Origin of the sequence: Cupriavidus taiwanensis (assembly GCF_900250075.1) — a bacterium.
Classification (GTDB): domain Bacteria; phylum Pseudomonadota; class Gammaproteobacteria; order Burkholderiales; family Burkholderiaceae; genus Cupriavidus; species Cupriavidus taiwanensis_C.
This window is the reverse complement of the sequence record NZ_LT977070.1, coordinates 2,010,555-2,031,604: the sequence shown is the minus strand read 5'-3', so window position 1 is coordinate 2,031,604 and position 21,050 is coordinate 2,010,555. Positions and strand designations below refer to the sequence as shown.

18 protein-coding genes and 3 tRNA genes are annotated in these 21,050 nt (G+C 68.7%); 10 read left to right on the top strand and 11 right to left on the bottom strand.

All coding sequences use genetic code 11. The annotated features are described in order from the left end of the window. Window positions 1-269 precede the first annotated feature (269 nt). From CBM2588_RS09405 to CBM2588_RS09390, 4 genes are all read left to right on the top strand, one after another. On the top strand, window positions 270-998 hold the full coding sequence (locus tag CBM2588_RS09405) for a transcriptional regulator (protein ID WP_231942126.1): 729 nt from the start codon (window positions 270-272) through the stop codon (window positions 996-998). A 242-nt stretch (window positions 999-1,240) separates the two neighbouring features. Further along, window positions 1,241-1,316 (top strand) — tRNA-Asn (locus tag CBM2588_RS09400). A gap of 6 nt (window positions 1,317-1,322) precedes the next feature. After that, window positions 1,323-1,398 (top strand) — tRNA-Gly (locus CBM2588_RS09395). A gap of 33 nt (window positions 1,399-1,431) precedes the next feature. Next, window positions 1,432-1,506 (top strand) — tRNA-Thr (locus CBM2588_RS09390). A 48-nt stretch (window positions 1,507-1,554) separates the two neighbouring features. Here CBM2588_RS09390 and CBM2588_RS09385 read toward each other — a convergent pair. The 3 genes from CBM2588_RS09385 to CBM2588_RS09375 form a co-directional block, all read right to left on the bottom strand. Beyond that, window positions 1,555-2,901, bottom strand: coding sequence for a type II toxin-antitoxin system HipA family toxin (locus tag CBM2588_RS09385; RefSeq protein ID WP_172583576.1), 1,347 nt, complete (start codon window positions 2,899-2,901; stop codon window positions 1,555-1,557). A gap of 2 nt (window positions 2,902-2,903) precedes the next feature. Further along, a complete protein-coding gene (locus CBM2588_RS09380; protein WP_115680311.1) occupies window positions 2,904-3,239 on the bottom strand; it encodes a helix-turn-helix transcriptional regulator in 336 nt (111 codons plus the stop codon). 193 nt (window positions 3,240-3,432) lie between these two features. Then, window positions 3,433-4,122 carry a VTT domain-containing protein gene (locus CBM2588_RS09375; RefSeq protein WP_115680310.1) on the bottom strand — a complete coding sequence of 230 codons (690 nt, stop codon included), beginning with the start codon at window positions 4,120-4,122 and terminating at the stop codon, window positions 3,433-3,435. Window positions 4,123-4,364: 242 nt separating this feature from the next. Here CBM2588_RS09375 and CBM2588_RS09370 point away from each other — a divergent pair, with 242 nt between their 5' ends. Beyond that, window positions 4,365-5,216 carry a helix-turn-helix transcriptional regulator gene (locus CBM2588_RS09370; RefSeq protein WP_115680309.1) on the top strand — a complete coding sequence of 284 codons (852 nt, stop codon included), beginning with the start codon at window positions 4,365-4,367 and terminating at the stop codon, window positions 5,214-5,216. Between the two features lie 30 nt (window positions 5,217-5,246). On the opposite strand, the gene CBM2588_RS09365 is transcribed toward CBM2588_RS09370, so the two are convergent. From CBM2588_RS09365 to CBM2588_RS09350, 4 genes are all read right to left on the bottom strand, one after another. Next, window positions 5,247-6,476 carry a hypothetical protein gene (locus CBM2588_RS09365; protein WP_115680308.1) on the bottom strand — a complete coding sequence of 410 codons (1,230 nt, stop codon included), beginning with the start codon at window positions 6,474-6,476 and terminating at the stop codon, window positions 5,247-5,249. 464 nt (window positions 6,477-6,940) lie between these two features. Then, window positions 6,941-7,462: a phage tail protein gene (locus CBM2588_RS09360; protein ID WP_115680307.1), complete on the bottom strand. Its 522-nt coding sequence runs from the start codon at window positions 7,460-7,462 to the stop codon at window positions 6,941-6,943. Window positions 7,463-7,497: 35 nt separating this feature from the next. Then, window positions 7,498-8,034 carry a phage tail protein gene (locus CBM2588_RS09355; RefSeq protein WP_115680306.1) on the bottom strand — a complete coding sequence of 179 codons (537 nt, stop codon included), beginning with the start codon at window positions 8,032-8,034 and terminating at the stop codon, window positions 7,498-7,500. Between the two features lie 9 nt (window positions 8,035-8,043). Then, window positions 8,044-8,592: a phage tail protein gene (locus tag CBM2588_RS09350; protein WP_115680305.1), complete on the bottom strand. Its 549-nt coding sequence runs from the start codon at window positions 8,590-8,592 to the stop codon at window positions 8,044-8,046. 427 nt (window positions 8,593-9,019) lie between these two features. On the opposite strand from CBM2588_RS09350, the gene CBM2588_RS09345 reads away from it, so the two are divergent. Beyond that, complete coding sequence (locus CBM2588_RS09345) at window positions 9,020-13,177, top strand: putative Ig domain-containing protein (RefSeq protein ID WP_439897430.1); 4,158 nt, start codon at window positions 9,020-9,022, stop codon at window positions 13,175-13,177. 47 nt (window positions 13,178-13,224) lie between these two features. Here the strand turns inward: CBM2588_RS09345 and CBM2588_RS09340 are convergent, their stop codons facing one another. Further along, window positions 13,225-13,710, bottom strand: coding sequence for a hypothetical protein (locus tag CBM2588_RS09340; protein ID WP_231942125.1), 486 nt, complete (start codon window positions 13,708-13,710; stop codon window positions 13,225-13,227). A 251-nt stretch (window positions 13,711-13,961) separates the two neighbouring features. Here CBM2588_RS09340 and CBM2588_RS09335 point away from each other — a divergent pair, with 251 nt between their 5' ends. Beyond that, window positions 13,962-15,389 carry a homospermidine synthase gene (locus CBM2588_RS09335; protein ID WP_115680303.1) on the top strand — a complete coding sequence of 476 codons (1,428 nt, stop codon included), beginning with the start codon at window positions 13,962-13,964 and terminating at the stop codon, window positions 15,387-15,389. Between the two features lie 32 nt (window positions 15,390-15,421). Further along, window positions 15,422-16,732 carry an NAD(P)/FAD-dependent oxidoreductase gene (locus tag CBM2588_RS09330; RefSeq protein ID WP_115680302.1) on the top strand — a complete coding sequence of 437 codons (1,311 nt, stop codon included), beginning with the start codon at window positions 15,422-15,424 and terminating at the stop codon, window positions 16,730-16,732. A gap of 22 nt (window positions 16,733-16,754) precedes the next feature. On the opposite strand, the gene CBM2588_RS09325 is transcribed toward CBM2588_RS09330, so the two are convergent. Further along, entirely contained in the window at window positions 16,755-17,195 is a 441-nt protein-coding gene (locus tag CBM2588_RS09325) for a DUF2231 domain-containing protein (protein ID WP_115680301.1), read from the bottom strand. A 72-nt stretch (window positions 17,196-17,267) separates the two neighbouring features. After that, window positions 17,268-18,797: an FAD-dependent oxidoreductase gene (locus tag CBM2588_RS09320; RefSeq protein WP_231942124.1), complete on the bottom strand. Its 1,530-nt coding sequence runs from the start codon at window positions 18,795-18,797 to the stop codon at window positions 17,268-17,270. Between the two features lie 181 nt (window positions 18,798-18,978). Between CBM2588_RS09320 and CBM2588_RS09315 the strand changes: the two genes are divergently transcribed. Next, the gene (locus tag CBM2588_RS09315; protein ID WP_115680299.1) at window positions 18,979-19,599 is read left to right on the top strand and encodes a DUF2239 family protein; all 621 of its coding nucleotides are present in this window, start codon (window positions 18,979-18,981) and stop codon (window positions 19,597-19,599) included. A 20-nt stretch (window positions 19,600-19,619) separates the two neighbouring features. Here the strand turns inward: CBM2588_RS09315 and CBM2588_RS09310 are convergent, their stop codons facing one another. Next, on the bottom strand, window positions 19,620-20,021 hold the full coding sequence (locus CBM2588_RS09310) for a hypothetical protein (RefSeq protein ID WP_115680298.1): 402 nt from the start codon (window positions 20,019-20,021) through the stop codon (window positions 19,620-19,622). A gap of 193 nt (window positions 20,022-20,214) precedes the next feature. Here CBM2588_RS09310 and CBM2588_RS09305 point away from each other — a divergent pair, with 193 nt between their 5' ends. Beyond that, complete coding sequence (locus tag CBM2588_RS09305; protein ID WP_115680297.1) at window positions 20,215-20,721, top strand: DUF1993 domain-containing protein; 507 nt, start codon at window positions 20,215-20,217, stop codon at window positions 20,719-20,721. Window positions 20,722-21,050 lie beyond the last annotated feature (329 nt).

Genomic DNA, 21,050 nt, shown 5'->3' with positions numbered 1-21,050 from the left:
CCGTTGCGGCGGCGGCATGCTGCGGCATTAAATACTGGGGGTCCCACTAAGCAGCAAGGGATAAAATGCAGCATTCACGGATGTTCACGCGTCAGGAACTGGACCGGTATTTTGCCTCCTACGTCGGAATGGAGGGCGGCAATCCAAGGGCTGCGGTCTGGATATGCGACCGAAGCCCGGCGTGGTCGGAGCCTATCGTCGCGCCGCTTAATCCGCAGCTGGCACCACCGGCCTGGGACGCCGTGTACCGCCAACAACATCGACAAGACATGGCCAGGTGGTTCGGCCACCAGTGCGTGGCGCGCATCATGGCCGCCGCGCGGGCCGAGGCGCTTGGGGTGCGGCTCGGCGACAACGACTGGGAACACTACTACTGGAGCCACCTGTACTCGCCCGCGGGCGCGGAATTCAGGCTGAGCCTGTTCCCGCTGCCCGCCCATGTCGACGGCAGAACCACGTGGTCCAAGGCGTTCCGCGGCCAGCCGGAACTGATTCCGCAGAAGCGCTATGTCACGTTGTGCCGGCAGGGCGAACGCTTCCGCTTCATCGCCAACACCTGCGAGCGCTGGCGGCCGAAGGTGGTCATCTGCCTGAGCCACCGCCATACCGACGAATACGTCGAAGCGTTCTCGCTGGAGGGCATCGCGGGCGAAGAGCACGCGCTGCGGCCGGCGGACCAGGCCAGGCGGCTGCACCTGTTCACCCGCGGCGAAACGACGTGGATCATCTGTCCGGCCATCGGCGGCAGCGCCGGCATGACCTCGCAAGTCCAGCTCGATGCGTTCGGCAAGTTCATCGGCGCGCGCCTGGCGGCGAGCGACTTCAAGCACTGTCTCGAACTGGAGGCGCAGCAGGCACCGGTCCGGCCGGAGCGCCAGCCGGAGCGGTATGCCGTGCCGCCTGTCGAGGTCGCCGCGCACGATCTGGGGCATCGCATCCACCCGGGCCTTGGCTGGAGCGAACCCGCCATGACGGGGAAGTTCGAGAGCTACGCCTAGCACTGCCCGGCAGCGGCCGGGCCCTTTGTCTCGCCGCTGGATAGCGCCCGTGGGGCATCGTCTTTTGGTATCGCGGTACAGGACCTTCCCGGTCCGGATACACGGCGATACGGTGGCTTGCGCGGCGCGGCGTGACCGCTGGCGCGAGTCCAAAGGCAACGGTGCAACAGCTTTCAAAACGGGGCTTTCAATTCGGCGCGATGATGTTGTAGAATTCGCGCTTCGCCGAAAACGCGATATGTTCCCCGATAGCTCAGTCGGTAGAGCGACGGACTGTTAATCCGCAGGTCCCTGGTTCGAGCCCAGGTCGGGGAGCCAAAGTACGCGGGAGTAGCTCAGTTGGTAGAGCGCAACCTTGCCAAGGTTGAGGTCGCGAGTTCGAGACTCGTCTCCCGCTCCAGATGATTCCGCGCGGTCCCACGCCGGAACACCCGCCCATGTGGCTCAGTGGTAGAGCACTCCCTTGGTAAGGGAGAGGTCGGCAGTTCGATCCTGCCCATGGGCACCACTTCCTTCCGGTTTCGTTCCCGATGCCTGCGCTGGCGTCCGCCCGCGCTCACAGGTCCGCCTCGGCCCGCGCCGCCAGCTTGCGGTTTTGCCGGCGCATGCCGTCGAAGATCGCGTCGGCCACATCCAGCGGAAAGTCCGCCGGCAATGCCGACGCGACCGTGTCGATGACCTGGGCGGTCTGCCCGGTCACGTGGTCCAGGATGGCCTCCACCTCGGCCGGAGAAAAGCCGATGCGCTGTCCCTGTGCAAACCAGTGGCGCGCGCGGATCTCATGGATGGCGTAGTGGGTGTTCCGGCCATGCAGCGCCATCGCCAGCCGTGCCTTCTGCGGCGCCAGCTGGTTGCGGCCGCGGCCGATCACCGGGTGCGCCGACAGCACGTCGTACAGCGGCGTCGCCTCATACTGGCTGCCCGGCAGGTGGCTGATGCTGAAGTTCTTGGCATGGCCGTCGGTTGCGGCCAGCAGCCAGAACACCACCTGCGCCATGAAGAAATGCCGGCGGTCGGCGGCCGCAGCGCGCGAGCCGGACAGGATTTCGGCAATCTGCCGGATGCCGGGTCCGCCGTCGGACTCGTATTTCTGCAAGGCCGAGGTCCCGGTGGCCTGGCACATGTCTTCCTGCGGCAGGCGCAGCAGCCAGGTGCCGCGACTCGACGGCCTGCGGTCGAAGCGTTCGACCACCAGCGCCTTGGTGCCGGCAAAGCGGGCGATTTCGCACTGCGCCACCGGCAGGCCATAGGCCGCGACGATCTGCGCGCACAGCCATTCGTTTTCGACCGAGGTGCGCATGTCGGCGCGCATATTGCCCACCAGGCCGAGTGGCAGCTTGAAGATGTGCGTGGTCGGCGTGCTGCCCTGGGGCAGCTGCCATTGTCCGCGCCAGCGCAGCAGCGCGGTCTTCTCCTGCGCGCCGGCGATCGACAGCCGCAGGTCGTCGATGGGCTCGCGATGGCCGAGCACGGGCGCCGACGTGGTTTCGTGCAGCAGCGTCGCAATCTCGTCTTCCGTGAGCGCGCGGCCGCTGACCGTCTGCAGTGCCTCGGGCGCTTCGCCGGGCGGCAGCATCTGGATGGCGCCGACGCAGTCGCGCCCCACCTTGTCCAGCAGCGCGAAGGCGTCGGTGCCGCCGGCCCGGTAGCGCGCCGCGATGCGGCGCCGGATGACATCGCTGTCGGGCAGCAGGTTGTCGAAATAGTTGGCCACCGCGGGGCCGCGGTGCGGCTGGTTGCCCGGTGTGAACGGCAGCGACAGCGATAGCGGGCGTCCTTGCGGGTCGGCGATCCAGTCTTCGCGATAGACCAGGCGGTCACCACCGGCCCCGGTTTCCCAATGGCCGACCGGGATGCCGTTCATCCACAGGTCGAGGCGGTTGCCTTGCCGCGCGCGCGCCATGGTCACCAGTCCTCGCGCGCGCGCCGGCCAGTCGCGGGGCGGGGCGGCTGCTCGGTCTTGTTTGCCGGCGCCCTGGGCTTGGCCTGGGCTCGGACTGGTCCGGGCTGCGCGGTGGCGCCGGCGTCCGCCTGCGACAGCACGAGTTCGACGCCGAGCACGCGCAGCACCCGCAGCAGGCGTTCGACGCTGACGGCGGCGGGGTTGGCTTCCAGTTCGGCATACGTCTGCTGCGTGACCCCGAGGTGCTCTGCCATTACGGCCTGGGTCATGCCGCGCGACTTGCGGAAGCCCTGCAGAATCGGACGCAACTGGTTGACGGTCTTGATGGCGTAGTGCATGGCGCGGTCCCGAAGCCGGCCGGCGGCCGGACAGATACAGGATATTGCCTGTTTCTTGGATTTACAAGCTTTGGCCTGTTATTTGTGAAAACAGGCAATTACCTGTATTAGTGGATTATCGGGCAAAACCTGTGAGAGGTCCGGGCGCGGCCAAGCGGCCGCGGTGGCGCCAACGCCCCGCATACCAGTCATGTCAGCGCTGGTGCAAGCGGCGCGAGCGGTGCCTGCGCGCTCGCAGCGCCAGGCCGGCCGCGACCGCCACCACTGCGAGGACACCGACGGCGACAAGGAAGTGCAGGGGCTGGTCAATGGCAAGGCTTTCGCCCGCGACGACGATGCCGAACGCATAGCCGGCTTCGGCGAGGGCCATGGCCGCGAGGAATTTCAGGAAGGGGTAGCGCATGGTGCCGAACAGGTAGCCGGGGATTTCCGAAGGCACCGCGATGCAGAACAGCAGCACCGCCCAGAACTTCATGCGCTTCGACACATAGCCCCGGTATTGCTCCAGCTTGTCCGCGTAGCCGATACGGGCGAGCAGCGGACCGGCCAGGCGGCCGATGCCGAAGGCCGCGCACGCGCCCACCAGCCAGCCGCCCCACAGCAGCAGCACCGTCAGCGGCTTGCCCCATACCTCGCTCGCCACCGGCACCAGCACCACGCTCGAGGCAAAGGCCAGCATCGCCGAAACGGCCGAGAACACGAAGAACACCAGCGCCCCCGCGACGGGGTGCTGTGCCATGATCTCGCGCGCCCAGCCAACCGCCTGGTCGACCAGTTGCTTGAACGCGGGCGACATCGCGACCGCGACCACCAGCACGGCCACGGTGCCGACTGCCAGCCAGAACCAGAGCGCGTGCCGGAGGGTGTGCCGCTTCCCAGACAATGTGGCAGACAATTTGCTCAGCATATGAAAATTTAGAACGCGGGGCCGGGGGCAAAGTTTCGGCACCGGAGCAGTCGCCGGGTGGCCGCCACAGGCCGGGCGGGTTGCGGCGCACTCGCGTGGCGCCGCCGCATGTCGCCTCCGCGTGCGGCACGCTACAATCCGACGGTCTGGCATTTTCATCATTCTTGTCGTTACCCTTCTTGTCGTTACCCTTGTGCCGCCGCAGGCGAAAGGCAAGCATGCGCCCCTCACCGACCGCCCTGACGTCAGAGGACAAGAAGCTGCAGGCATTCAGGGATGAAGTGATCTCCCTGTACGAGCACGAATCCGACCTGCGCGCGCTGCCGGAAGTGCTGTTCCCCAGCGTGGCCAGGCTTACCGACGGCGACGTCGTCGCCTATGCCGAATTCCACCATCGCAGCCAGGAGTTCCGCGCGCTGGTCTCGATGGACGACGACCCCGCCGCGCGGGCGCGCGGCATGCAGGCCTTCGCCAGGCACCGCCACACCCATCCGTTCTGGCAGTACGACCCCGCGTTCTATGGCGAACGCGCCTTGCGCGAATCGGATTTCTTCAGCGATGACGAGTTCATGGCGCTGCCGATGGCGCGGGAAGCCTTGCTGCCGTCGAATGCGCGGCGGCTGCTGGCGATCGTGTTCGAGCACGAAGGCTATGTGGTCACCGTGGTGAGCCTTCGCGTCAGCGGCAGCCCGCCGTTCAGCGACGGCGACCGCGACCGCCTGCAGGCGCTGCGCCCGCACTTGCTGCGCTGCTATCGCCAGGCGCAGCAGCGCACCGTCGCCAGGCTGGGGCCGGCCGAACGCCTGCGGCTGGCATTTCCGACCCTGACGCCGCGCCAGCTCGAGGTGTGCGGATGGCTGGCGCAAGGCAAGTCGAACGAGGACATCGCGGCCATCCTCGGCGTCAGCGTCGATACCGTGAAGGTGCATGCGCGCGTGATCTACGACAAGGTCGGCGCGGGCGGGCGGCACGGCGTAGTGGCGATCGCCCACACCGTGCCGCCGTTTTCGCAATGGCCGCCGCTGTGGACCTTGCAGGCGGCCGCCCCCGCGCAAGGGACGGGCGCCTGAGCGTGGCGCTGGCGGTGGCTGGCCGGAACGCTACAACCTGAGCGACGGCCGCGCCGCGCTCGCCTGGCTGGCCAGCGGGCTGGTCCCGGTCTTCAGCGTGCGCTGGCTTTGCGGCGGGTAGACCGTGGCGGCGATCTCAGGCAGCGGGTCCTGCACGCTGGCGCCGACCGTGTTCATGTTGTTGACCACCTGGAACGTGGTGAGGGTCGGCACGGCTTGCCACCAGACTCCGGTCGTGGTCACGTCGGGCTTGTCGATGTCGAACCGCTTGGCGATGGTGGTGGCTTCGGTGATCGACAGTTCCTCGGTGAACGACACCGAATAGGACAGCGTCAGGTTGACCTTGGCGCTGAACACGCCGATGTCGAAACCCGACTCCAGCCCCAGGCTGACGCCAAGGGTTTGGGTTTCGCTGTCGGTGATGCTGACGCCGGTGGTCACGTCGACCTCGTAGCCGGTGTCCAGGCCGGGCTGTCCGGTCAGCTCCACCAGCTGCTGCCACACCTGGCTGATGCCGAGGATGGTGTAGGTGCTGCTGTCGGTGCCTGGTACCAGCATGGCGAACGGCGTGCTGGCAGTGACGGTACCCGGCATTTGCTCGCCGACGTAGGTCGGCGCGGGCGGTTGGTCCGCCGCGCCATAGGGCGTTGCCGGCGGCGTGTCGAGCGTTACGGTGCGGGCGCCGCCGATGAACACCGGGGCGCTCGGTCCCCAGTTGCTGATCGCGCCCGACGGCTGCAGCGCAAAGCCCTGGGTGGCGGTCTGGTCGGCGCCGTTGGTCAGCAGCACCGACTGCACCATGCCGCAGAACGGATACGAGTAGCTGTCCCAGAACGCGCCCACATAGCTGGTGCCGTCGGCCACCGGTGGCTGCAGCGGATTGCCTGACACCGGCACCGATTGCACCTGCACCCCGTTGACCAGTCCCACCAGGCTCTGGCCCTGGGTCCAGATCATTTCCACCAGGCTCCACTGGTCGGTCGGGATCTGCCCGGCCTGGAAGGTGTAGCGGTTGCCGGCGTTGTCCCACACCTCCGGATAGAGCATCGGCACGTCGCCATCGCCGGTGCCGACGCCCAGGATCAGCGATTGGCTGAGCGAAAATACTTTCTGGTCGGCGGGCAGTCCGGCGCTGTCCACGTAGATCCAGGCCAGCACGTGCACGGTGCTTGCCCCCAGGATGATGGCTGGGGCGCCGGCATTGAACTGCACGGCGCCGGGCGATGAGAAATCGAATGCACTGACGGTTGGAGCGTTCATGGTGTTACCCCTCGGATCTCGAATCGGTCATCAAGCAACGGGAACGGCATTCACCCCCGCAACAATGTGCCGCCTTATGGATCGGGATGCGGAACGGAAGCGCGGCTGGCGGCTGAGTAGTTGCTCTGGCCCGGGCTCCGTGCAGCGATGTCGCTTTGCGTTGCGCGTTGCGCGTTGCGCCGGACATGGATGCTGCTGGGGCAATATAGGATTGCGCCATGCCGCTCGCCATTACTCATCGGGATTAGGGCGAGCGGGCAGGGCGGGCAGTGGGGGATGAGGGCCGCTGGCAGCAAGCGGCGTTTGACTCAGGCCTGCGCGGGCCCGTCGGCAACGGAGCGTGGACCGTCCCAGACCATCCGTCGATAGATGCCGTTGTCCTGCACCGTCCGGAAACCGTGCCGAACCGCAGCGCGATGCCGGGCACGTCGATGGCTGGCACGTCCACGGCGGGCATCGCTGGCCTACTCACGTGGCGGATACTCGCCGGTCAGCGCGATGCAGTACATCAGCGCCGTATAGGGCTGCATGTTCTCGTGCGGCTGGCTCGCGCCGGACGCACCCACGGCCTGCGGCGACAACGTGGTCATGGCAGGGGCCGGCGAGGCGTTGACGGGGATGCAGCTCTGGTTGTTGGGCAGCATGAAGCGGGCGGGCAGCCTGGCGCTGGCCTCGGTGGACACCGCGCGCGCGGTATCGCCGTAAACCGCGTGGTTGTGCGCGGGCATTTCCGCCGCGGTGAGCGCGACCGTGGCCGCGCCCTGCGGATTGCCCGGCTGGTTGTCGAGCGGCCCGGTCACCGCGCGGCCGCGCAGGTCGGGCAGGGCGAAGTTGGTGGTGCCGTTGCCGCCGTACTGGGCGCCGAGCAGCGAGAACAGCGCCGTATTCTGCTGGATCGCCAGCAGCTGGCCGTCGCACGCGGCCCAGCCGGCCGGCGGGTAGGCGCAGCCGAAGATGCGGATTTCTCCCAGGTACTGGTCTGACATATGGCCTCCGTGGTCCAGGTTGGCTTGCGCCCGGCTCAGCTTTGCGACGGATAGATGCCATCCGTGGCGATGATGTAGTTCAGCGACAGCGTCGGCATCTGGTTGCTGTGCGGCTGCGTGCCGCCGCTCATGCCGAGCGTGCCGGCTGCAAAGGCGTTCTTGCCGGGCGGGTTGGCGGTGCCGGAGTCGTAGAACGCGTTGGGCGACGGCGTGGTGCCGGGCAGTACGCCCGGTCCCGGCGTCACCGTCGAGGCCATGGTGTTGGTTGCCTGGATCGGATGGGTGTGCCCGGGGATCTGGCCCGGCAGCAGCGTTATGTTCGGGCTGCCGAAGGCCTGGCCGATGGTGCGTTCGCTCAGTCCCGGCCCCGCGCCCTGGCCCAGCGGCAGGTTGCCACGCAGGTCCGGCAGCCTGAAGGTGGTGGTGCCGTCGCCGCCGTAGATAGTGCCCAGCAGCGAGAACAGCATCTCGTACTGGGCAATGCTGAGCGTCTGGCCAGCGCAGAATTGCCATCCCTCCGGTGCAAAGTTGCCGGCAAACATGCGGATCTCACCCACGAACGGTTGCGCCATGATGTCTCCTCAACCCCGGCTCGGGTAGATGCCGGCCAGCGAAATGATGTAGTTCAGCACCAGCGACGGCTGCATGTTGTCGTGCGGCTGCCCGCCGCCGGTGCTGCCGCAGGCTTCGTCCAGCCATGGCGTGAGCGAGTCGGGCGTGCCGTACAGCAGCTCACCGGGGCCGGAGATCGACGGATCGCTGGGGTTGTACAGGTTGCTGGCCGCCAGCACGCGGTCTTGCGACACGCCGACGTTCAGCGCCGTCGCCGGGCTGGAAGAGACGTTGAACGGATGGGTATGGGCTGGCACCTGCGCGGTCGTCAGCGTGACTGCCTCGACCCCGGCCATCCGGCCCTGTGCGATGCCGTCGGGATCGCGGTGCAGCGGCGTGCGGCCGCGCAGGTCGGGCAAGGCGAAATTGGTGGTGCCGTTGCCGCCGTATTGCGTGCCGAGCAGGCTGAACAGCGCCTGGTTCTGCGCGATGGACAACAAGGCGCCGTCGCACAGCGCCCAGCCCTTCGGCGCAAACGCGAACGCGCACAGCCGGATTTCCCCCAGATACTGGTCCAAGATCTGCCTCCCCGGTTGAACAACACCCCAAAACAACACCCAAAAGACGCGGCGCCTGCCTGCCAACGGCGCGGCACCAGCATCGATTTAATTAAATTTGATATCTGGTATCAAATTTGATCAATTACGTTTTGATCGATTTGACGTATTTTCTGCACCGGGCCGCATCACTACTGCGGCCCGTTCCGCAGCCCATCCCGCGCGATTCACGGACAGACCGAAGTGTTGGCGATGCCAGCGGAAAGTCAACAAAAATAACAACGCCCGTCCCGAGCCGCGCCCGGCCAAGCCTCCGCGCGCCGCGCTCGACGACGGCAATGGCAACCCGCCGCAAGCCGCGGGTGTCGGGAGAAATCGGGTGTCAAGACAAGCCAGGGGTTGCGCCGGCGCGGAGCGTGCCGGGCGGACGGCGGGGGCCGTCGCACGTGTGCATCGCAGTTGGCAGGGCTGGCGTTGCCGGCTGTGGTCGCTACTGGTGGCGCTGTGGCTGGGTTTGCTGCTGGGGTCTCCCGCGCCGGCCTTTGCGGTCTCGTGCACGCTGAACATCGCCGCCACGTCCAACCAGCAAAGGGTCTATGCCTTCACCGTGGCGGACTACTCCGCCTGCGATCCGAACCAGTTCGGCATTGCCTACGACGCGTTCGGCAACGGCAACTTCGGCGCATCGACGCAGGCCACGCCCACTGTGCAGGGCGCCACGCTGTACGTCTACAACGGCAACCTGCCGAACGGCCAGAACGAAAACGGCTTTGTCTACACGCCGCCCGCCGGTTTCGTCGGCACCGACACCGCAGTCTTCTATACAAGCGACAACGGCGCGACCTGGTCGCCTGCCGGCACGGTGCACTTCCACGTCGCGGCCGGCCCGCCGACCGTGACCGGGGTGACGCCTTCGTCCGGCCCGGCCAGCGGCGGCACCACCGTGACCGTTTCCGGCACCAACTTTGTCGGCGTGACCGCGGTCAGGTTCGGCGCCGCGGCCGCATCGTTCGTGGTCAACAGCCCGACCTCGCTGAGCGCCACGGCGCCCCTTGGCGCGGCCGGCACCGTCGACGTGACCGTGACCACGGCCGCCGGCACCAGCGCCATCAGCGCCGCCGACCGCTTCACCTATGTCTCGGCGCTTCCGGTGGCCAACAACGTCAGCGCCACGGTGGCGTATGGCAGCGCCGGCAACCCCATCACGCTGAACCTTACCGGCGGCGCGGCCGCCAGCGTCAGCGTGGCGTCGCCGCCCGCCCACGGCACGGCGATCGCCACCGGTACCTCGATCACCTATACGCCCACCTCGTCCTACGCGGGACCGGACAGCTTCACCTATACGGCCACCAATGCGTCCGGCACCTCGGCGCCCGCTACCGTGACCATCACCGTGGCGAGCCCGACGCTGATCTACACGCCGTCATCGCCGCCTCCAGGCTCGGTGGGAGGCGCCTACAGCCAGTCGCTGGCGGGGGCCACCGGTGGCACCGGGCCGTACACCTATACCTTGGCCTCGGGCGTGTTGCCGCCCGGCATGGCGCTGTCGAGTTCGGGTGTGCTTGCCGGGACGCCCATCGCGGGCGGCACCTTCAACTTCACGGTGCGGGCCACGGACAGCAGCACGGGGACGGGGCCTTTCAGCGTCACCAGCGGCACGCTGTCGATGGTGGTGGGCGGCGCGGCGATGAGCCTGTCGCCGGCGCCGGGGCCGCTTGGCGCGGCGGCGGGCACGCCGTTCAGGCAGGCCTTCGTCGCGAGCGGCGGTACCGCACCCTATACCTACGCGATCACGGTCAATAGCGGCACCATGCCGGCAGGGATGTCGTTCAACACCGCGACGGGCGTGTTGTCGGGTACGCCGGCCACGGCGGGGACCGTGTCCTTCACGATCCAGGCAAACGACAGCAGCGGCGGGACCGGGCCATACAGCGTGGCCGGCGCTTATGCGCTGACCATCGCGGCGCCGACGGTCACGCTGACGCCGGCCACGCTGGCCAATCCCGCGCTGGGCATCGCGTATAGCCAGAGCGTGAGCGCGAGCGGCGGCACCGCGCCCTACACGTACAGCGTGGTCGCGGGCGCCTTGCCGCCCGGGCTGACGCTCAATGGCAGTACCGGCGCCATTGCCGGCACCACGGTGGCCGGGGGCAACTACAACTTCGCGATCCGCGCGACCGACAGCCTGGGCTTTACGGGAAGCCGCGCGTACAGCGTCGCGATCGGTGCGCCGACCATTGCCATCCAGCCGGCCACGCTGCCGCAGGCCGCCGTCGCCGCGGCCTACAGCCAGGTCTTCACGGCCAGCGGCGGCACGGCGCCGTACACGTTCGCGATCACGGCGGGCACCTTGCCCGCCGGCATGTCGCTGTCGGCCGGCGGCGTGCTGTCGGGCACGCCGAGCGCAGGCGGCACGTACAACGTCACCGTGAGCGCCACCGACAGCAGCACCGGCACCGGCCCCTATACCGGCAGCCGCGCCTATACGCTGACGGTGAGCGCCCCGGCGCTGAGCCTGTCGCCCGCGACGCTGCCTGCGCCGGTCGCAGGGGCTTCGTACAGCCAGGCCTTTGCCGCCGGCGGCGGCACCGCGCCGTACACCTTTGCCGTGGCGGCCGGATCGCTGCCCGCGGGGCTGTCGCTGAACCCGTCCACCGGTGTGCTGAGCGGTACGCCGTCGGCGGCCGGCAGCCATACGTTCACGGTGCGCGTGACCGACAGCAGCACCGGCACCGGCGCCCCGTACAGCATCAGCCGCGTCTATACGCTGGCGACGGGACAGGGCATGCCCTCGGCGCCGCCGGTGGCGGTGACCACGCTGTCGAATGCGCCGGTGACCATCCATGCCGCCGCCAACGCCGCCAACGGGCCTTTCTCCGGCGTCAGCATCGTCACGCCACCGAGCAGCGGCAGCGCCGTGGTGAACGGACTGGACATCGTCTATACGCCGGTGCCGACCGCCTCGGGCCCGATCACCTTCACGTATGCGCTGGCCAACAGCGCGGGGACCTCGGCGCCGGTGCCGGTGACCGTCACGGTCAATGCGGTGCCGGTGCCGGTGGCGCAGAAGCAGGTGTCGACGCTGGCGGGCCGGCCCGTCGACATCGACGTGACCGAGGGCGCCAGCGGCGGGCCGTTTACCGGTGCCGCGATCGTGTCGGTGGTGCCTGCCGAGGCCGGCACCGCCACCGTCGCCAGCGCCGCGCCGAAGACGCCGGCCGCCGACGGCAGGCAGCTCGCCGCCACCGCCTACACCGTCAACTTCGTGCCGGCGGCCGCTTTCGCCGGCACCGCGGTGGTGACCTATACGCTCAGCAATGCCGTGGCGACCTCGTCGCCGGCGCTGATCCAGGTGGCCGTGGCGGCGCGCCGGGATCCGTCCACCGATCCCGACGTGGTCGGGCTGGTCAACGCGCAGATCCAGGCCGCGCGGCGCTTCGCCACCGCGCAGATCGCCAACTACAACCAGCGCCTGGAGGCGCTGCACGGCAAGGGCAGGGCGCCGTCAGGCAACCAGATCTCGGTGGTGATGCCGCGCGCCCAGGCCGATCCGGAACGCTGCCAGGCGGTCGAAGGCTTCGCCGCGCGCGATGCCTGCCTGCGCGGCACGGCCTCGACCGGCCAGCGCGGACGCGGGCCCGACCCCGCGACCGACTCCCGTGCCGCGCGCGCGACCGCCGCGGCCAGCGCTGGCGCCGGCAACGCCCCGGACCTTCCCGGCGGCGCGGACCCCGGCAGCGGCGCCGACGCGGCTGGCACGGACGACACCGACGACGCGCGCCTGGCATTCTGGACCGCGGGCACCGTCGACTTCGGCTTCGCCAACGCGGGGACGCAGCGCTCGGGCTTTCGCTTCACCACGGGTGGCGTGACCGCCGGGGTCGACTATCGCTTCTCCGACCAGCTCACGCTCGGCATCGGCTTCGGCTATGGCCGCGACAGCACCGACGTGGGTTCGGCCGGCACGCGCAGCACCGCGGACAGTTTCAGTGCCGCGCTGTATGGCAGCTACCGGCCGCAGCCATCGCTGTTTGTCGACGGCGTCGCCGGCTATGGCTCGCTCAGCTTCGACTCGCGCCGCTGGGTCGGTGACGAAAGCGCGTTCGCCTACGGCAAGCGCGACGGGCACCAGATCTTTGCCTCGCTGTCGGCGGGATACGAGTATCGGAGCGAGGCCTGGCTGGTCTCGCCGTACGGACGCCTGTCGGTGTCCGACAGCACGCTCGACCCGTTCACCGAGACCGGCGCCGGCTTCAGCGCGCTGAAGTATTTCGGCCAGACCGTGACCACGGTGTCCGGCACGCTCGGGCTGCGCACGGAATACGCCACGTCGACGCGATGGGGGCTGTTCCTGCCGTTCGCGCGGCTGGAGTACCAGCATGATTTCAGCGGCCAGAGCGCGGCCGGGCTGGCGTACGCCGACCTTGCCGGCACCGGCCCCGCCTACACGGTGGGCAACGCGCCATACGGGCGCGACCGCCTGCAGCTGGGGCTGGGCGGCAAGCTGCGCAGGCGCTCGATGACGTTTGGGCTCGACTACAACGTGATGGTCGGCATGGGCGGGCTGCAGCAGGGCGTGCGGCTGACGTTCGCGGCGCCGTTCTAGCCGGCGGGCCACGCGCCCGTGCTGCTGTCCGCGCTCAGGTAGCGCGCTCAGCGCCCCATGCCGGTTCCAGGCGCGCCACCCGACGGTCCGGTGGTGCCGGTACCGCCGGTGCCCGTGCTGGGCGCGTCCAGTCCGCCGCTACGCGTGGTTCCCGAGCCAGTGACCGACGGCGAACCGGTCGAGCCGGAGGGCGCGGCCACGCCCGATGCCCCCGCCGCGCGGCCGGCGCCGGCGTCAGTGCCATGCCGCTTGCCGGCCGAAGAGCGCGAGCTGCCGTGCGTGTCGCCGCTGGCGGCCTTGCCGCCGCCGTCGGTCATGCTGGTGCCGGTGCCGGGCGTGCCCGGGCTGCCCGGCGTGCCGGGCGTGCCCGACGGGCCCGTGCCGGCGCTGCCGCCGCCCGAGCTGCCGCCCGAGCCGCCGCCACCACCGGCGCCACCGGCGCCACCGGCGCCACCGGCGCCCTGCGCCAGTGCCGCACCGCTTGCCAGCGCCGTGCAGGCAAGCCATGCCATCATCCATGTCCGAGCTTTCATCGTCGTCTCCTTGCATTGGAAGCACGGTAGCCGCAAGGGGCGTTCCAGCCCGGCGCGCATGCTGCCGTGCACACCATTGCAAGGTTTGCCGGTGTCAGGCGGCAAGAGTTACCTGAGGTCACATCGGTCGGTGTGCGCGGCAGCAGGCAGCGGCATATCGCTGCGCATGGCGCAACCCGGGCGACCGGCATGGGGATTGCTTATGAGAAATAAAAGTCATCTCCGCGGCAGCGGTATCTCGGGAGCATGCGATGGATGCGCCGGCAACCACTTTCAAGAAATTCGGCCGCCTGGACGGCCGCATGCTGATCGTTGGTTTCGGCAGCATTGCGCGTTCCGTGTTGCCGGTGCTGCTGCGCCATCTCGACATCACGCCGGCGCAGATCACCGTGATCTGTCCGGCGGGCAACGATCTCTCGGTTGCGCAGGCTTATGGCATCCGCGTGGTGACCAAGGCGCTGACCGAGGAGAACCACAAGCAGGTGCTGCAGGACCTCGTCGGCGAAGGTGACTTCCTGCTGAACCTGTCGGTCAATGTCTCGAGCGAGGCGCTGGTGCGCTATTGCTGGGAGCACGGCGCGCTGTACTTGGATACCTCGATCGAGCCGTGGGCAGGCGCGGCCACGGACCCGGACGCGCCGCTGTCACGCCGCAGCAACTATGCCCTGCGCGAAGGCGTGCTGGCGTTCCGCCTCGACAAGCGCGACGGCCCCACCGCGATCCTGACGCAGGGCGCCAACCCCGGCCTGGTGTCGGCGCTGGTCAAGCAGGCGCTGGTCAATATCGCTGCGGACAACGACGTCGACCATGAGCGGCCGGCCAGCTTCGAGGACTGGGCGGCACTGGCCCGCCAGCTCGATATCCGCGCCATCCACATCGCCGAGCAGGACACCCAGGTGGGCGACCGGCGCAAGGTAGCCAACGAGTTCATCAATACGTGGTCGGTCGACGCCTTTATCGAGGAAGGGCTGCAGCCGGCGGAACTGGGCTGGGGCACGCACGAGCGGCACTGGCCCGCGGACGCGCGCCGGCACGGGTTCGGCTCGGATGCGGCGGTGTACTTGACGCGCCCCGGATTCGGCACGCGCGTGCGCAGCTGGACGCCGCTCGGTGGCCCTTACCACGGCTTTCTGATCACGCACGGCGAGTCGATTTCGATTGCCGATCACCTGACCCTTCGCGACAACGGCGAAGTCGTTTACCGGCCGACGGTGCACTACGCTTACCATCCTTGCGACGACGCGCTGCTGTCGATCGACGAACTGATGGGCAACGGGGGGCGCAAGCAGGACCACCAGCGCATCCTGCGCGACGATATCGTCGCCGGCATGGATGAGCTCGGGGTCTTGCTGATGGGCAATGCGCGCGGCGCCTACTGGTACGGCTCCAGGCTGGCCACGGACCAGGCCCGGCAGCTGGTGGATCACAACACCGCCACCAGCCTGCAAGTGGTTGCCGGCATCCTGGGCGGCATGGTCTGGGCGCTGGAGCATCCGCGCGCGGGCGTGGTCGAGCCCGATGACCTGGATTACGAAACCGTGCTGCGCATCGCGCGGCCCTACCTGGGCGAGCTGGTCGGCGTCTATGCCGACTGGACGCCGCTGACGCAGCACTCGCAGCTGTATCCGGAAGCGGGCGACGAAGACCCCTGGCAGTTCGTCAACGTGCGCGTGCCGTAGGCGCAGGCCAGGCGCAACCGGAGCCGAGGGCGATGTCGGGGCTGCTGCAAAAAGAACTGGGCGTCATCGAAAACTCGTACTACGAGGCGAGCGTCGCGCGGCCGGCGCCGAGCCCGCCATTGCAGGGACGCACGGAGGCGGAGGTGTGCGTGGTGGGCGGCGGCTACGCCGGCCTGTCCTGCGCGCTGGAACTGGCCGCGCGCGGCTTTCATGTGGCGCTGCTCGAGGCGCACCGGATCGGCTGGGGCGCTTCCGGACGCAATGGCGGCCAGGCCATCGTCGGCTTCGGCGCCGAGGGGGAGGGCGCGATCGAGCGCCAGTGCCCGGCCGAGGTCGCGCAGGCGGCCTGGAATGCATCGGTCGAGGGCATGCGCCTGCTGGAGCAGCGCATCGCCACCTACGGCATCGACTGCGACCACGTGCGCGGCTACATGACGCTGGCGCCAAGGGCGCACAAGGTCGACGGCCTGCGCCGCTGGGTGCGCCATATGCGCGAGCGCTATGACTATCCGCTCGAATGGGTCGAACGTCCGCACCTTGGCCGCCATGTCGCCAGCGACCGCTTTGTCGCCGGGGCGTATGACCCGCACTCGGGCCATCTGCATCCGCTCAAGTACTGCCTGGGGCTGGGCGATGCGGCGCGCCGGCAGGGTGTCGAGGTCTTCGAGAATTCGGCCGCGTATCGCGTCGAGCGCGACCAGGCGCCGGTGGTGAAGACCGCCGAGGGCGAAGTGCGCTGCCGGCAGGTGGTGCTGGCCGGCAACGTCTACCTGGGCGAGTTCGGCGACCATCTGGCGCCGGAAATCGCGGCGCGCATCATGCCGGTGGGGACGTACATGATCGCGACCGAGCCGATGGAGGCGCAACGTGCCGCCGCGCTGATGCCGAGCCGGGTCGCGGTATCCGACAACAACCTGATCGTCGACTATTTCCGTCTCAGCGCCGACAACCGCCTGCTGTTCGGGGCCGGCGAGACCTTCAGCGCGCGCCCGCCGGGCAACCTGGTGCAGCGCATCCGCGCGCGCATGCTGCAGGTCTTTCCACAGACGGCGGATTTGAATATCGATTATTCCTGGGGCGGCTTCGTCGATATCACCATGAACCGGGCACCCGACCTGGGCCGCATCGGCACCAACCTCTACTATGCGCAGGGATTCTCCGGCCACGGGCTGTCGTTTGCCGGCATGGCCGGCAAGCTGATCGCCGAGGCGATGTGCGGCGATGCCTCGAGGTTCGATGTGTTTACCCGCATCCGGCATCACCGCTTCCCGGGCGGTGCGCTGTTCAGGACCCCCGCGCTGGTGCTGGGGATGTGGTACTACAGGCTGCGCGACCTGCTTTAGGGTGCTGCAAGGGCCGGCCTTGTCACCGCAGCGGTGCCGGCGGCGTCTGCACGCCCACGCCATGGACATGCACCATCTTCCCGCCCAGCCAGCCGGATACCGCCAGCAGGCCGATGGCGACCGCCGACAGCACGACGGCGCCAACCCCGGCCCCGCGCATGCGCCACCAGGCATTGACCACATAGAGCGCGACCACCGTCAGGTTGATTCCCATGTGCAGCAGCGCAATGCGGCGGATGCCGCTGGGCAGCGACAGCAGGTCGATCAGGCCGGGTAGCGCCGCGACCAGCGCGCCAATGATGCCGCCGACCATGGCATACAAGGCCACCACCGGCCAGTTGGGACTGTCGCCGCCGAAATAGCGGATCAGGTCGCAGACAAAGGAAAAGATCCACAAGCCGATGGGGATGGTGATCAGCATCGGGTGGATCGGGTGCTTGGCAATGCTGGCGGGAGTGAGCATGGCGACTCCTTTGACGTTCCGGGCGCGCATGGGCCCTTGCGTTCGCCGCGCCGGCGCGGCGTGCCTCCCCGTTCAATGATGGTGCTGGTCGTCCCGTGTCACGTCGACGGGTTCCAGGCCACCTTTTGCCGGACCATGCAGCACCGAGCCATCGACGCCGAAGCGCGAGCCATGGCAGGGGCAATCGAAGGATTGCTCCAGGCTGTTCCACTGGACCAGGCATTTCAGGTGCGGGCAGGTGGCGTCGAAGGTGTGCAGGCCGCCATCCGCATCGCGGAACGCGGCCACATGGCGGCCGCCGGCCTTGACCACATGCCCGGCGCCGGGCGCGATGGCATCGAGCGCGACGCCGTCGTCCTTGCCGAGCCAGTCGGCGTACTGGGCCACCACGTTGGCGTTCTCGCGCGCATACTCGACCACGGCCGTCACCGACTTGCGCGAGGGATCGTAAAGCTCGGCCCAGTCGTTGGTGCGGTCGGTGATCTGGTCGCGGATCAGCATGCCGGCAATGGCGCCGTGGGTCATGCCATTGCCGGAATCGCCGGTGACGACATAGACATTGGTATCGCCCGGGTTGCGGCCGATAAAGGCGACCCCGTCGACCGGCTCCATCACCTGGCCCGACCACGCGAACACGGGTTCGTCGACCACCGGGAAGCGCTGGCGGGTCCAGTCGACCAGCCTGCCGAAGCGCTGCCCGGCATCGTCCGCCTGGCCGACCTTGTGATCCTCGCCGCCGCTGATCAGCAGCTGGTGGCCGGCATCGAGGTCGCCGGCGATGCGCACGTAATGGTAGGGATCGAGCGTGTCCCAGAACTGGCACGGCGGCATGCTGCCGCGCGGCACCTTCATGCCCACCACGAAGGTCCGGTACGCAGCCTGCTTGGTATGGATGGCAAAGCGGTCGATGAACGGTGTATTGGTGGCAACGATGACATTGCCGGCCTCGATGCGCGCGCCGCTGTCGGTGCGCACGGTAGCGGGCCGGCCGTCGTCGACCTCCATGGCGCGGGTCTTGCCGTAGACCTTGCCGCCGCGGCGCTGGATCGCGTCGACCAGGCCGCCGAGGTACTTCAGCGGGTGGAGCTGCCCTTGCCGCGGGAACCGCAGCGCCGAGCGCAGCGCCACCTTGCCGGTCGGCACGTCGCTGACCCGCTCGACCTCGTCGAGCCCGGCCCGGTGCGCGGCATCGAGTTCCCGGGAGAGCAGGTCCTCGCCATCGGACGATTCGGCAAAGAGGAAGCCGTCGACGCGCCGGAAGTCGCAGTCGATGGCCTCCGCCGCGCAGATCGACTCCATCCGCGACACCGCCGCCGCGTGGCTCTGCGCCACCTGCCGTGCCGCCTGATGGCCGAGATGGCGCTCGATGTAGAAGAAGTAATCGTCGAAGGCCGTCATCAGGTGCGCGGTGGTCCGGCCGGTTTCGCCCGCGCCAGGCCCGTCCGCATCGATCACGATCACGGACTGTCCGGCCGCGGCCAGTTCATACGCGACCGACAGCCCGGCGATGCCCGCGCCGATCACGCAGGCGTCGCAGGTCGCGTCGCCGTCCAGGGGCGGGCTGGAAAGGGTTGTCCCGGCTGCCCAGTATGAAATCGTCATGCCGCCCGGCCTCCTGTTCTGCCTATGTCTCAGTGATAGGTCAGCGATGCCGGCGCAGGTATCCGGCGCGGTCCTACAGCCAGATGGCCCGGATCGACATAAATTACCCGGGTAATATTGACTTCTTATTTTATCCGGGTAATATTTGGCGATGTTCCTGTTTCTCTTTCGCAGACCTGCCATGACCGCACCCGCGCCTCACCATTTCACCACCTTCGACGGCCACCGCCGCATCGCCTCGGGTCCGCTGCCGGACAACGCACTGGCGCTAAGACGCGCCCTGGACAGCGGCGCGGCCGGGCCGGTGCTGGTATTCGACGACAGCACCGGCCGCTCGATCGACCTGGATACCAGCGGCACCGACGACGAGATTGTTGAACGGTCGGCAGTGCGCGCGGCGCAGCTGGCCGCGCCGCAGCCGGCCGCCGGCGAGGGCGCCGATGCCCCGGAAGCGGCCGAACCGCGCGGCCGGGGCCGGCCAAAGCTGGGGGTGGTGTCGCGCGAGGTGACGCTGCTGCCGCGCCACTGGGAATGGCTGGCCGCGCAGCCCGGCGGCGCGTCGGTGGCGCTGCGCAAGCTGGTCGAGCAGGCGCGCCGCGATCACGCCGGCAAGGACCGCAGCCGCGCCGCCAGCGAGCGCGCCTATCACTTCATGGTGGCGATTGCCGGCGACCTGGCCGGCTTCGAGGAGGCGAGCCGGGCGCTGTTTGCCAACGACCTGGCGGGGTTTGCCCGGCAGATCGCCGACTGGCCGGCGGATGTGCGCGAACACGCGCTGCGGCTGGCGGACAGCAGCGCGTGAGCGGCGCATGAGCGGCGCGTTCAGGCTCCGCCCAGCAGGTCGTGCGCGTCGACGATCGCGTAGGCGATCTCGGGATGGGCCTCCATGCTGCGCCGGATCGCGGACGGGATCGACTGGCGGATCTTGCGGCACAGGCCGGGCTGCTCCAGCACCTGGATGCTGATGCCGCGCACGGTGCGCACGCCGCGCGCGCTGGGCGTGATGCTCAGCACGATGCCGAGCTGGGCCTGCATCAGGTCCTCCATCCGTTGCAGCTCGGCCAGGCTGGTCAGGTTCTCGAGCCGTTCGACCAGCCGCTTTTCCTCGGCGCGCGTCAGGCGCAGCACGCGCAGGTCGGCATCGGGGTCGCTCAGCAGCGCTTCGCGCCCGCAGATGCAGGCACCGGGCGGGCATTCCGTGCGGAGAGGGAACGGCGCGTTCATGTCGGGCGCGGGCTGGGCAGGGCGGCTGGATTGCAAGATTGCGGGGGCGGTGGCTGGCTATGTTAATGCAGGTTGCCGGCCAGCGGCGCACGGTCCGGCAGCGAAGGCCGATCCGGTCTATGCTCGCGGCTGCGGTCCGCATGCCCAAGGGGCCGCAACACAAGAAACCCGCCCCCTGCACAGGAGACCCTCCATGGCACTTTCGATGTACGACGTATCGATCCCTCCGTTTATCCGCGCGCTCGGCAACCTCGACGCGATCCTCGCCAAGGGCGCGGCGCACGCGCAGGCGCAGGGGATGGACCCGGCCGACCTGATCCAGACCCGCCTGATCGCCGACATGGACCCGCTGCCGGCGCAGGTGCAGCGTGCCAGCGATGCCGCCAAGGGCTCCGCCGCGCGGCTGGCCGGGATCGAGGTGCCGTCGTTTGCCGATACCGAAACCACCTTTGCGGAACTGCAGGACCGCATCGGCCGCACCATCGTGTTCCTGGAGCAGATTACGCCGGCGCAGCTGGAAGGCAGCGAACAGCGCGTGGTCGAACTGAAGCTGCCGCAGGGCCCGCTGCGCTTCGACGGCAAGTCCTACCTGCTCGGCTTTGCCTTGCCCAATTTTTATTTCCACGTGACCACCGCCTACGACATCCTGCGCCACAAGGGCGTGCAGATCGGCAAGCGCGACTACCTCGGGCTGAAGTAGGCATGCAACGGGCCGGCGTCGGCCCGGCGCGAGCGCTGTACATCACCTTTGCCGGGGCGGACCGGGTCGCGGCGGCCAAGCGGAAACCCTGGGGCCTCTGGTATACTTTCAGCACGTCCGGCCCCATGCCGGGCGCAGCCTGCGACAGGCCAGGACAGCCCCACCCGGCAGCCCCCGCGCTGCCAGCACAGCCGCCCCGATCGATACGTTCCGGTCCACATCGAGGGCGCGACCACGCGCCAATGTGACCACGCGGCGCGAGGTCCGGCACCGGCCCTGCCCATCCTTTACTGAACCCCGGCCAGCAAGACGCTGCCGAACCGCTGTTT

Coding starts and splice junctions, on each gene's coding strand:
- CBM2588_RS09405 (WP_231942126.1), top strand. CDS start 270: ATGGCCAGGTGGTTCGGCCACCAGTGCGTGGCGCGCATCATGGCCGCC.
- CBM2588_RS09385 (WP_172583576.1), bottom strand. CDS start 2,901: ATGGCGCGCGCGCGGCAAGGCAACCGCCTCGACCTGTGGATGAACGGC.
- CBM2588_RS09380 (WP_115680311.1), bottom strand. CDS start 3,239: ATGCACTACGCCATCAAGACCGTCAACCAGTTGCGTCCGATTCTGCAG.
- CBM2588_RS09370 (WP_115680309.1), top strand. CDS start 4,365: ATGCGCCCCTCACCGACCGCCCTGACGTCAGAGGACAAGAAGCTGCAG.
- CBM2588_RS09365 (WP_115680308.1), bottom strand. CDS start 6,476: ATGAACGCTCCAACCGTCAGTGCATTCGATTTCTCATCGCCCGGCGCC.
- CBM2588_RS09360 (WP_115680307.1), bottom strand. CDS start 7,462: ATGTCAGACCAGTACCTGGGAGAAATCCGCATCTTCGGCTGCGCCTAC.
- CBM2588_RS09355 (WP_115680306.1), bottom strand. CDS start 8,034: ATGGCGCAACCGTTCGTGGGTGAGATCCGCATGTTTGCCGGCAACTTT.
- CBM2588_RS09340 (WP_231942125.1), bottom strand. CDS start 13,710: ATGAAAGCTCGGACATGGATGATGGCATGGCTTGCCTGCACGGCGCTG.
- CBM2588_RS09335 (WP_115680303.1), top strand. CDS start 13,962: ATGGATGCGCCGGCAACCACTTTCAAGAAATTCGGCCGCCTGGACGGC.
- CBM2588_RS09330 (WP_115680302.1), top strand. CDS start 15,422: ATGTCGGGGCTGCTGCAAAAAGAACTGGGCGTCATCGAAAACTCGTAC.
- CBM2588_RS09325 (WP_115680301.1), bottom strand. CDS start 17,195: ATGCTCACTCCCGCCAGCATTGCCAAGCACCCGATCCACCCGATGCTG.
- CBM2588_RS09320 (WP_231942124.1), bottom strand. CDS start 18,797: ATGACGATTTCATACTGGGCAGCCGGGACAACCCTTTCCAGCCCGCCC.
- CBM2588_RS09315 (WP_115680299.1), top strand. CDS start 18,979: ATGACCGCACCCGCGCCTCACCATTTCACCACCTTCGACGGCCACCGC.
- CBM2588_RS09310 (WP_115680298.1), bottom strand. CDS start 20,021: ATGAACGCGCCGTTCCCTCTCCGCACGGAATGCCCGCCCGGTGCCTGC.
- CBM2588_RS09305 (WP_115680297.1), top strand. CDS start 20,215: ATGGCACTTTCGATGTACGACGTATCGATCCCTCCGTTTATCCGCGCG.